Raw genomic sequence first — 11,978 nt, forward strand, 5'->3', positions numbered from 1 at the left:
GCGCGATCGAGCGTCCCTCGGTCGACCGACGGCGGCAATTCGTGGCGCGGGCGCACCGGGAGCGTAATTCGCGGCTCCTGCGCTTGGAGCGTTCAGCGTCATCGATTGGCCAGCTGGGCATCAGCTGCCCCGGTGAGGGCGAGCTCGGCGTGGTCGGCGCTTGCGTCGGCGCGGTGGTCGGAAGCGATCGCGACATAGACCGCCGGCAGCACGAACAGCGTGAACAGCGTGCCGATCGACATGCCGGCCACGACGACCAGACCGATCGAGAAGCGGCTCGCGGCGCCCGCCCCCGTCGCGGTCAACAAGGGTAAGAGGCCCATGACCATCGCCGCCGTGGTCATCAAGATTGGACGGAGTCGGACGCGCGCCGCCATCTCGATGGCCGAGCGGCGATCGAGCCTCTCCTTGAGCTGCAGCTCATTCGCGAACTCGACCATCAGGATACCGTGCTTGGCAATCAACCCGACCAATGTCAACAGTCCGACCTGGGTGTAAATGTTCATGGTCGCCGCATTAAAGAATAGCGGGATCAACGCGCCAACGATCGCCATCGGTACGCTGATCATGATGATGAGGGGATCGCGCAAACTTTCGAACTGCGCCGCAAGCACCAGGAAGATGATGATGAGTGCAAATGCAAAGGTGATGGCGAGTTGATTGCCCTCCTGCACATATTGGCGGGCGTCGGAAAGGAAGTCGTGGCTGAAGCCTGCGGGTAGCTTCTTTGCCTCCCCATCCAGGAAGTCAACAGCCTGACCGATCGTGACGCCGGGCATCGGTACAGCCTGGAAGGTCGCGGAATTGAGTTGGTTGTAATGGGTGAGCACGTTCGGATCAGTTGCCGTCTCGATGGAAACCACGGTTGACAGCGGCAGCATCGAACCTGCCGCAGTCTTCAGAAAATAGCTGCCCAGTGATTCCGGCGTCAGGCGTTTCTCGCGCGTCACCTGCGGGATCACCTGATAAGAGCGGCCCTGCAGATTGAAGCGATTGACGTAGTTTCCGCCAAGTAGCGTCGCGAGCGCGCTACCGACGTTCTGCATGGTGATGCCGAGATTATTAGCCTTGGAGCGATCGACTTTGATTCGTACCACGGGCTGGTTGAATTCAAGGTCGGAGTCGCTGACCATGAACAGACCGCTGTTGCGCGCGGCATCCTTCAGCTTCGACATCTGCTCATAAACAACCTGGAAACCACGCGTCGAGTTGATTACCATCTGCACTGGGAGACCACCCGACCCACCCGGAAGCGGCGGCAAGCTAAAGGCAAACGAGTTGATGCCTTCGATCTTTGACAGCTCAGCCTGGACCAACGGCTTTAGCTCGATCGATGACCGCTTGCGCTCGTCCCACGGCTTGAGCAACATGCCCGCCATGCCGCCTTGCGGACCGCTAACGCCATTGAGAACGAAGCGCAGATCGGTCTCGGGAAATTTCTGGAACGCGTTGTCGAGCTTGGTGCCGTAGTAGTCCAGGTAATCGATGTTGGCGTATTTCGGCGCCTTGGCTATTGCGAATACGATGCCTTGATCTTCCTCAGGTGCAAGTTCCTTGGAAATATGCATATAGAGAAAGCCGACGAGGCCCAGCATGGTCAGCGCAAACAGCCCGGTAATCGGGCGATAGTCGAGCGAGCGGTCGAGCTTACGGCCGTACCAGCGTGTCATGTCGCCGAACACACGGTTCACAAGCGCCGCAAAGCGCCCCTCCTCAGCGCGCTTCAGGAAGACCGAGCACATCATCGGCGACAGCGTCAACGCGATCACGCCAGACACGATCACCGAACCCGCCAACGTAAGCGCGAATTCGCGGAACAGCGCACCGGTGAGGCCGCCGAGAAAGCCGATCGGCGCATACACGGCGGCCAACGTAATCGTCATGGAGACGACGGGGCCAACAATCTCTCGCGCGCCGTTCGTGGCGGCCTGCATGGGCGGCGCGCCTTTTTCCAGATGGCGATGAATGTTTTCCACCACGACAATCGCGTCGTCCACCACGAGACCGATCGCGAGCACCATCGCGAGGAGGGTCAGGAGATTGAATGAAAATCCCAACGCCAGCATCATGCTGCAGACGCCAACAAGCGACAGCGGAATAGTGACGACGGGAATGATGACCGACCGCAACGAGGCCAGGAAGAGGAAGATGACCAGCACCACGATCACGACGGCCTCAATGAGCGTGTTCTTCACTTCATCGATCGATGATTGAATGAACTTGGTGGAGTCGTAGGCCACTTTCATCTTCAGCGACGGCGGCAGATTGCGCTCCAGTTCGGGAAACAACGCTCGAACACCTCGCACGATGTTCAGGGGATTTCCTTGCGGGCTCGGCTGCACGCCGATGAAGATCGCGTGCTCACCATTCATGGCGACGCTGACGTCTGTGGTCTGCGCGGCAAGCTCGACCGTTGCAATGTCCTCCACGCGCACAAAGCCGCTGTCATTGGCTTTGACGATCATGCGCTTGAAGTCCTCGACACTCCGCAGATCAGTGTCGACCGTTATATCAGAAAGGATGAAATAGCCCTTGGCCTGACCGGCCGCGGCCTGGAAGTTGTTGGCGGCGATTGCAGCCGAAACCTCGGCCGGCGACACTCCGTGCCCCGCCATTCTTACAGGATCGAGCCATAGCCGCATCGCAAAAGTCTGGCCACCCAGGATATCTGCCGCCGCGACACCATCTACGGTCGACATAATGGGCTGTACCACCCGCGAGAGATAGTCGGATATCGCGCTGGCCGTCAGTTCTTCGCTCGAGAAGGCGATATACATGACAGCGGTGGTCTGACCGGTAGACTTCGTGACGACAGGATCGTTCGATTCCTTCGGGATCAGATATTTGACCGAATTGACCTTAGAGAGCACTTCAGTGAGCGCCTCGTTGGAATCGAAATTGAGCTTGATGTAGACTTGGATCGTCGAGGTACCGAGAACCGAGGAGGACGTAATGTAGTCGACACCCTCGGCCGAAGCGACCGCCTGCTCCAGTGGAGTGGTGATGAACCCCTGGATCATGTCCGCGGAGGCGCCAGGATAAGACGTCGTGATAGTGACGAGCGTATTCGACAGCTTGGGATACTGCCGAATCGGCAGAACGGCGGCCGCGCGAAGGCCAATCAGCAGGATCAGCAGACTGACGACGATGGACAGCACCGGACGTTTGATGAAAAGCTCGGTAAATGCCATCGCGGCGCTCGCATTCAATAGACAGACGCAAATTCGGCAAGTCACCGCCCTATCATCAATGCGGGGACTGCGGCTAAGGCCTGTAGCGTGAGGGAAGCGGACTCGGTTGCTCTAAAGGCTCTTGTTCCTGAGCAACACATCACCCTCTACTTCGCGAGGATATTGAGCGACCATTTCGAATGAAGGTAGAAGCTTGAGCATGGCCTGAAGGGTCAGCTGACCTTCGTAAAGCTCCTTGTCGCTGTATTCGGTGTAGATGAAGCGCGTATTGTTTAAGATCTGCCTGCCGCCAGCGAAGACATCAGCCTCCGCTCCTTGCACATCCATCCAGATCAAATCAATTTTGTTCAGCTTGGCCTCGGCGCACCAGTCATCCAGGCGTCGCGTTTCAACCAAAATCGGGCTATCGAACCGTACCCAATCATACTCGGTAAGATGATTCTTGGGTCGCCGTATCGATCCAGAAAGAGCCCAATCCTTTGCTTCTCTATCTCCGTTGCTTGGATGGAAGTCGACGCTACCATTCTTGTCGCTAATCGCGACCTCGAATAGACGAATCTTCTCGAGATTGAAACCAATGTTTTTCTTGAAGCGAGCGATCGCACGGGGATCCGGCTCGAAGCAGTAGATATGAGCTTCTGGACAAAGCTGAAGAAAACGTAACGAGTCAGTTCCGTCGTAGCTGCCTATGTCCAAGATCACAGGATCTGGCTTCTGAAGGAACGAAACAATACGCTGATGGACCTCCAGCGCGGACCCGGGCTCACGTGTATCCATTTAACTCTGTCCTCATGCCTCAATGGCTCGCAACAAAATCGAGTTAGCTTGGGCTTTTGCCGATCACTGACTGCCTTCGGAGATCCGGCTTCGAATCCGACAATACAAAAACCAGACGGGTGGCTCAATTCTACAGAGGTAAGCAGGCGATATAGAACGGGTTGAAAAACCTATACTAAGGTTTGCAGATGGAAGAAGCTGCACGGATGATACAGGATTCGACGCGAAGTGCTCTCGCGATCCTCTGAGGTTCAGAGAGCTGATCGACTAGATGTCAAGCACTGGGCCGACTTCGCCCACTTCCTTGAGGACGGCAGACTCTGCCTGACCATTAACGAGAAACCCTACGGAACGAACATGCGCGGCATCGCTGTTGGAAGACACAACCGGACTCTTGCCTCGGCGCGGGGCGGAGCGCACTGCTATTGCTGACGCGTCTCACCACCGCACATTTGAACGACGCTGACCCGCAAGCCAGCCCCCCGCCGCCCATCGCCGATCTGCCTGCGCTACACCTGCAGAGTTGCCTTCCCAGGAATGGAAAACGCCTGCGCTCGGTTGAAAAAACCTCCGATAAGAAGTCCGTCGCAGCCGCCTGAACGTCTCAGCGACCATAGTTCCTCCCTTATGCGCGCGGAGCCGTTGTGCGGCCATCCTCGGACGCGCACCTTACGCTACGCGCGCATCCCGCTATACCGGTGTGTAATCGAGTTATCCCCGAGGATGACTGGCACGATCGCGAGCGCAATCATATGGCGTTATACTATCTAGATAGTTCGAGCGAGGCTATGTCCACTCAAGTTCACCGCCTATTCGGGGAAGCAAGGGAACGCACACCTGACGGTCGTCGCGCACCTAACCTATATTCCAGTTTAATCGATGATCTGAGTCAATTGAATTTCGCAGACGCGGATGACCGTCGAGCATTCCCTCCGACACTACACACCATATTCGCAAGGCATGGACTGTTCGGGATCACTACGCCAGCAGAGCACGGCGGAATAGCTCTTTCCTTGCAAGAGGCCATCGACCTCATCTCCGCTACTGCATCCTTCGACATCTCGGCTGCCTCTACACTCGTCATTCATAACTTTCTGGCCTTGCCCTGCATCGAAGCGGCGCCGCACATCCCTGAACAGAGGCACGTCATGTCCCGTGCAACACGCGGCGACCTTTGCGCGTTCGCGTTGACGGAGCCTCAAGCTGGTTCTGCCCCGCGGCATATCGAGGCTTCGGCTTTCATGCACGAAGATAGAGTTCGCATCTCTGGCCGCAAAATTTGGATAGGTCTCGCCGATTGGGCTCGCTGGATCGTTTGCTTTGCGCGAGCCTCTGGTCCCGATGCGAAAGGCCGGCTCGTTGCCGTACTAGTTGATAGACAGGCTCCGGGCCTAAAGGTTACACACGAGCATCGCACACTCGGTCTACGCGGCATCATTCAAAATACACTGGAGTTTCAGGATGTCGAGGTGCCGAGCGCTTACGTGCTCTCTCGCGATCAAGATGGCTGGGGGGCAGCAACATCTAGTATGAACCGCGGACGTATCGGTGTGGCTGCCATGGGCCTTGGAGCCCTTGAGCGCGCCCTCCAGGTCGCAGCCTCATATGCACGCCATCGCCGACTAGGTAAGCTGCGCATGATTGAGAACAGCTATATCGCGCAACTATTGGAGCGGATGGTACTCCGGCGGGAAGTAGTGAAGGCAATGCTGGGTGCATCCTGCCGAATTGTCTCAGCGCAGGGTGCGCCCAACGTCCACCTTGCTTCGGCAACGAAGGTTTTGTCCTCGGAATGGTGCGGCCTCGTCGCAGATCAGTGCGTCCAACTGTTAGGTGGCCGTGGTTACGATGAGGGAACACCCGTCGCTAAAATCTATCGAGACGCTCGCATTCTACGCATCTTCGAAGGCCCGACCGAGGCGCTTCTGTCGCATCTCGGCCGTTGCCTTCTCTCTAGAGCCACACGTGACGAGATAGCCGATCTTTTTCTGTCTCTTGGTGCGGCGCAAGTCCATGCTGCTATTATGGAGGAACTTTCCGGACTGAACGAGACAGACGGCGCCGTGCTAATCTATGCGGGTTGGCTCACCACGCTAGGACTGGCACAAGCTATTATGTCTGCTGATGGCTTCTTCCCTTCAGATTGTGCCGCAGCAGCAGCTGACCTAGTCCGTTCCGAGTTAGCAACTCTCCGCACTCGTGCGCCGACACGGCAATCTTTCGAGGGTTGCATTCGCGCCAGCCGGACTCTGAATGCCTTTCTCCAAGATGCAGCTTCTTCCATCGGTTCACCTGTTCTCACAGATGATTACCTCAAATTGGTGCAGTATGTCTAACATCTTGCTCGGTCGATACCGCAGAAAGATCATTGTCGGCTGATCGCTTGCTGCTTCCTCTGCGATGAGCTTCGGACAACGGCGATACAATGCACCCGTTCAGGCTGAACGACGATCAAGGACGGCGGATCAAGTCCTATTTTTCGATGGATATGAGCGGCAAGGAAGTACGTGTGATCAGCGGCAACTTCCATATGATCAAGAGCGTTTGTCGATGGAGTGATTGCCCTGGTGAAAATGAGGCCGCCAACGACGATCTAGTCGTCCACCCCTCAATCGCTGGCACGGTTAGAGCCCCGATCGACAAACGTGACCACTGCCGGGTCATGGTTCTTTCTGCGAGCGTCTCTATCCGCTACCAAACGACCGGTTGCACCATTGGCTCAAGCGCCGAAATACAGTATTCCAGTCTCCGAAGGCCTCAGGAAGATCGGGTCAGGGAGAACGGTACGCGCGATCAAAAACATTCGGTTGTCTCGCCCGGTCGATCCTTTCTGATCCGGCCGGCCTATGATCAGCGGCGCCATTCGCTTCCGAGCCGCGTCGCTCAACACCAAACGATCCATCACACCCGAGGCCGCTCCAAAAAAGAAGCGTCTTGAATCTAATTTGCGCCCAAAAAGGCTCCTTAAGATCCACACTGCCTCACGGCCCCTCTCATGTCGGCGAGGAAAGCGCCCAGCTGGCCGAATTGAGATCTGATTTAAGGCGAACGTTCTGCACAGAATGTACAAATGCACCTTGTTGCCCACACGCCATTGTACAAACTTCTTGGAAAGCGGCGTCGATCAGAACCACTTGTTACCGCCACATCGTGGGCGCTCCGGTCAACGCCGCTTGGCCGATTTTCCTGAGGACATCGACCGATGTCTCTCCACGCGTGGCTGCTTCGAGGAGTTTACACGCGACGTGGGTTCGGATGCCGATTTCGTGACGGGATACACCTTCACAAACCTCATCCAGGACCGCACGCAACATGGCAGCCAATTCGGAGTCGACCATTTGAGTGCCCCTCAATCTCACAACTCTATCATCTGCTTGTGCTGGCTGGATAGAATCTGGTTGGGTGAACGCCGAGCCAATATATGCACGTGACCATGCAAACAATTTTCGCGTTAGGGTTTAATAGCATACACGTCCTGGCTTCAACGCTATTCGTAACAAAGCTTTCGTTTGATGGCTTTTTCGATTTGAGGGAGGCGTTCCCCCTCGAAGAGCTAAGCGCTACCGCTGCCCTCTCTGCGGAGGCCTCGGGCTCCGAGCGGCGTACGAAACAGACAGACCGCAGAAAACGGCCCTCTCGATCATCTCTTGCGACAATTCACAAGACAGCAAAACGTCCGCTGCCGTAACCGAAGCGAACTCAACGAAATACATCCCTTGATCCCTCAACATTGGTCATGGCCAGCCTTCCTACACTTCTTCTCTGAAGGTTTCGTGGACCAATTGAGACTCACGCAAGAATGCGGAGCTAATTGTTTGCAGGAGCCAGAGTAACGGAATGCGGTGTGCGGCGATGGCGGAGTCGAACAAAATTGTCGGTATCGATACCAATGGCCTTCGCCCGCGGCGCGAAACCGGGGTCCCGTCCAGAGGGCTTCGCTTGATTGTCTATAGGTCCATGGCAGTCGACGAACCCTCGTTCGAATTCTCTCTCGCTCGACTGATGGCCCCATAAATGTCCTTGATGGGTCATCAGATCATCGCAAGACCCGCGCTTGGCAGATAAGCTTGTAGGAAACACGACGAGGTGGAGGAAATATGCAAACTTGTCGCGCTCTCGGCGGGTTCGGGCGAGAACGACATCGCGCCTGCCGCTCTCGCAATCGGACGCCCAGCGTTCTAGCTCCCCTGAGCGATACATTGCGATGCGTGTGGGGTGGAGACTGCATGCTTTTCAAGTTCGGACAGGGACGATCGGCGCGCTGTCTTCTCGGCCTCGGCAACATCCTCATTGGCCGCGATCATGGCGCCGCCTACTCCGGCCATCTTTATCTCCCGATCTCCAATGCGATACGATCTCTCCCGCACGCGCCAGTGCCTTCGCCGATCCGAATACCGAATTCGCGCGATATGCACCGAGAGGGTCATCAAGGGCACCTGAATCGTCGGCAAATCGTCGCTTGAGTATCTCTTGACGTGGAAACCTTCGCTTCCAGGAGATCGTCGGCCGCTCTAACGGCATGACATCAGCTGCGACACCATCAAAGGGCTCGACAGCAAGGATTCGAGATCGGCTTGGTTTAGACACCGAGCGAGTTTCACCGGACTTGTCTACCGCGAGCTGCGGATGAGACAGGCTCCAATCGAATCACTGGTTCGCTTGCTGGGGAGCAGAGAACGAAGACGATGCTCGACTTATTGGCTTGCAAACCGAACGCTATCCAACGCTCGTATCGCGTGCCTGAGATAAACGTCTTAGTTTCGTGAAACCACGATCAGTGGCCATAAAGCGCCCGAGCATCGGCGCAATCAGTTTAAGTGGATCAATCGCCTGAGCGGTCTCACGCGCTAGCGCTTCCGCGTACGCGAGAAGATCGCGATGAACCGCAGCGGGCAATTCGACAGTTACTCTGACAGGCCTGTCACTGGGAATTTCCGAGATTCTAAGCTTTGGCACGGCATCATCCTTTGTATGGTTCGAGCTGAAGATCGCGGTTGACAATCACCCGAACCGGAAAACCTGGACGGATGGTCAATGTCGGCTGGATGTTGAGACTGCGCCGCACGACTTGCTGGCCAGTTTGGTTCAACGAATCCCCTGCACCGTGCCGCAACGCCTGAATAATTGCGCTGTCGTTGCTGTTCGTGTCGGAGCCGGAGCCAAGCTCTGTTCCGACAGCAAGAAAGGTCGATAGGGCGGCTGCCTTAAACAACTCGCCCCAATGATTGTCGACTTGGTCTTCTAGACCTGCATAACCTGCGTTGTCCGCACCAGGCTGTCGCTCTAGTACGATCGAGCGACCGTTGGGCATGATCAGACGGGTCCAAACCAGCAGCACGCGGGACTGGCCGAAGGTGACCTGGCTGTCATAGATGCCGATCAAGCGGGCCCCCTGGGGCACAAGCAAGAACCGTCCGGTAGGAGTATCGTAGAGATTCTCTGTCACCTGCGCCGTGACCTGACCTGGAAGGTCCGATCTGATTCCCGTGATCAGTGCACCGGGAATCACAGTGCCGGCCTGCAACAGATATGGCGAAGCTGGCTTAGTGATGCGGTCAGGACTCACTGTGCGACGATCTACGGATGCGTTCACGAAAGCGAGTTTCGTATCTTGACCGCTCTGCGCAGATCCGTCGCCGCTGGTGCTGGTTGAGCTCGGTGGCAGGACGCGGTCGCTTGCCGCAGCGGTAGCTGAGGTCGGCCGCATTTCTCTCCCGCTGCTCGAAGCAAATAAATGGCTGATACGGGCTGCTTCGGTCTCCTGGTCCCGGCGCTGTTGGTCCGGATCACCGCCGATCGTCGGCGACTGCCCCTGAGCCGCGAGGATCGGTCGACCGAGGTCCCCAGGAAGGGGCGGACCAAGCTGCGGTATCGGTTGATGTGGAACGCCGGTGTAGTCCTTCGGCAGCGTGGTAATGCCATCGGCAACGTTGTGATGGTCGGTGCTGTAGGACTCATCGGCCGCTTGGTTTCGCGGACGATTATTCTGCAGTGACCACAAAACGGCTCCGCCGATAACGAGCAATGCAACAGCACTCCCTCCCGCCAGGACTTTCCGGGACAACCGCGTCACACGCGGACGCTCTGCCCTCAACCGAAAGCTGCTGGATTGCCGGTCTTGTGTCTGCGGCGGAATGGCTCGTTCGTGTTCGTTTCCATTTGAGGTGTTCATGACGACGGCCTCCCGTCAGTCCTGACAATTCTGACCTTCTGCTGGTGCTCACTGCCTAGCCGCAGTTCTGCGGCTGCAAACAGCCGGTCCACGATCAGCACATTGCCGTGGGCGCGATAGTTGACGAGTTCGGTCTTGCCGTCGGGACCGATGACAAACAGCGGCGGCATCTCGCCCTGGACGATCCCTTGCGGGAATTCGACATAAACTTTCCGGCCGTCATCATAGGCCGCGAGCGGCCGCCACGGCGGGCTGTCGCCCTCGATCGCGTAACGGGCGATGCGGTGCGCCTGATCCGGAATGACGGGTCTGAGGGCGACTGAGCGCGACCGTTCGCGGACCGTTTCCGGATAGTACCAGGCAACAGACGGCATGTACGGCCGCTCGCGGGAGCGGAGCTCGATCAGGTAGGTGCGCCGGTCGGTATTGAGGACAAGATTGGTCTCGATCGAGGCCCGGGTTGGCTTCACCAGAATGTGGACGCGACGCGTATCCCCGCTGCCGCTCTCGGTATCTCCCACGACCCAGCGCACGGTATCTCCGGCCGCGATCGGTCCAGATCCCGTCAGTTGCTCTCCCTCTTCCAGCGCAATATCCGTGATCTGTCCCGGTGCGGCGTAAATCTGATAAAGTGCCCCGGGACTGTAAGCGTAGATTTGCGCTGCATTGAAATACCCCCGCTTGCGCGGTTCGATGCGGGCCGCGCTGTTCGCGGTCTCAACCCGGCTCACGGGTTCAACGTCTTCCTTGACCCCCGACTTGCCGCCGAGAACGGGTTTCCAGAGCGGTGGAACGTGAAGCGGTCGCGATGTCTCATCGAGAGGCGCTGGAGACGCGGGCAACGGAGGGACTTCCGCGTCATAGCTGATCTCCGGCGGAATGTAGGTTGCACACCCGCCGAGCGCCGATGAACAAAGCAGGAGAGTGGACAGAATTGCTCGATTCGAGGTCACGAACTCGGACCAAGGCGAATTGGGCCTGCTGAGCAGGATAGGACGCTTCGAATGAGCGGTGGACGGCGTCTTGGTCACTGACTCAACTCCTTTGACCAGTTAATGGCGTGGACGTAGATGCCGAGCGGATTCTTGCGCAGGCGCTCGGCGTCGCGCGGCGTCTCGATCACGATCGTGAGAATTGCAGTCCAGCGCTCGGTCGAACTCAACGAGCCGTTGTCGTAGGTTCGTTGGATCCATGCGATCCGAAAGCTTTCAGACGACGCGCGAATGACGCTTGAGACGTCCACGGAGATCTGCACCTTGCCCAACTTGGCAAAGGGGTCATTGTTGCGCGCATAGTCATTGAGTGCTGCCGCCCCACGATCGGTCGTAAAATCGTAGGCCCGAAGCCAGTTCTGGCGCAGAACAATACCGTCCAAGGGCAGGCCTCTGACATCCTCGATAAAGCGCGCGAGGTGGTAGGCGATCTGCGCGTCGGTCGGCTGATAGTCAATGTTGGCGGGCGCAACCCTCTGGGCCTGACCAAGATGATCGACTTCAACCACCCAAGGCGTGATCGATCCTCGGCTGGAATGCCAGACTAGGCCCCCGGCAAGGCCGGCGGACAGCATCAAACAGCCGAACGCCATCAAGCGCCAGTTCCTCGCCTGCACGCGGGCCGATCCAATGCGTTCGTCCCAGACCTGCGCTGCTTTTTGGTAGGGCGTGACCGGCTCGGGCATGCGCCCGTAGTGAACGGAAGGTCGTCTGAACATGGATAGTTGCCCCTGAGATCGAGTGATTGGTTTCGGGTCGTGCGGTGTCCGGATTGAGGCATCGGCCCGCGGTGTGTGGTAAGGCGCTTACCGCGTGTCAGCGCTCTCCTTCGGACAAGTCCACGGA

The 11,978-nt window shown here is 57.5% G+C and carries 7 protein-coding genes and 1 pseudogene; 1 reads left to right on the top strand and 7 read right to left on the bottom strand.

Annotation, left to right across the window (positions count from 1 at the left end; genetic code table 11):
- Positions 1-98 precede the first annotated feature (98 nt).
- Both RX327_RS33440 and RX327_RS33445 read right to left on the bottom strand, forming a co-directional pair.
- Positions 99-3,191 (bottom strand): multidrug efflux RND transporter permease subunit, encoded by a 3,093-nt coding sequence (locus RX327_RS33440; RefSeq protein ID WP_317248429.1) that lies wholly within the window; start codon positions 3,189-3,191, stop codon positions 99-101.
- Positions 3,192-3,302: 111 nt separating this feature from the next.
- On the bottom strand, positions 3,303-3,968 hold the full coding sequence (locus RX327_RS33445; RefSeq protein WP_317248430.1) for an FkbM family methyltransferase: 666 nt from the start codon (positions 3,966-3,968) through the stop codon (positions 3,303-3,305).
- A gap of 788 nt (positions 3,969-4,756) precedes the next feature.
- Between RX327_RS33445 and RX327_RS33450 the strand changes: the two genes are divergently transcribed.
- A complete protein-coding gene (locus tag RX327_RS33450) occupies positions 4,757-6,304 on the top strand; it encodes an acyl-CoA dehydrogenase family protein (protein ID WP_317248431.1) in 1,548 nt (515 codons plus the stop codon).
- Between the two features lie 375 nt (positions 6,305-6,679).
- On the opposite strand, the pseudogene RX327_RS33455 reads toward RX327_RS33450, so the two are convergent.
- The 5 genes and pseudogenes from RX327_RS33455 to trbF form a co-directional block, all read right to left on the bottom strand.
- Positions 6,680-6,870, bottom strand: a pseudogene (locus RX327_RS33455) (IS5/IS1182 family transposase); the annotation flags it as partial.
- Between the two features lie 1,814 nt (positions 6,871-8,684).
- Positions 8,685-8,924 (bottom strand): DUF2274 domain-containing protein, encoded by a 240-nt coding sequence (locus tag RX327_RS33460; RefSeq protein ID WP_283088487.1) that lies wholly within the window; start codon positions 8,922-8,924, stop codon positions 8,685-8,687.
- A gap of 4 nt (positions 8,925-8,928) precedes the next feature.
- Complete coding sequence (locus RX327_RS33465) at positions 8,929-10,140, bottom strand: TrbI/VirB10 family protein (RefSeq protein ID WP_317248432.1); 1,212 nt, start codon at positions 10,138-10,140, stop codon at positions 8,929-8,931.
- Positions 10,137-11,171 carry a P-type conjugative transfer protein TrbG gene (gene trbG, locus RX327_RS33470; protein WP_317248433.1) on the bottom strand — a complete coding sequence of 345 codons (1,035 nt, stop codon included), beginning with the start codon at positions 11,169-11,171 and terminating at the stop codon, positions 10,137-10,139. The genes RX327_RS33465 and trbG overlap by 4 nt, the downstream gene beginning before the upstream one ends.
- On the bottom strand, positions 11,168-11,851 hold the full coding sequence (gene trbF / locus RX327_RS33475; RefSeq protein WP_317248434.1) for a conjugal transfer protein TrbF: 684 nt from the start codon (positions 11,849-11,851) through the stop codon (positions 11,168-11,170). Before trbF ends, trbG begins: the two co-directional genes overlap by 4 nt.
- Positions 11,852-11,978: the final 127 nt, after the last annotated feature.

Source organism: Bradyrhizobium sp. BEA-2-5, assembly GCF_032918025.1.
GTDB lineage: Bacteria > Pseudomonadota > Alphaproteobacteria > Rhizobiales > Xanthobacteraceae > Bradyrhizobium > Bradyrhizobium pachyrhizi.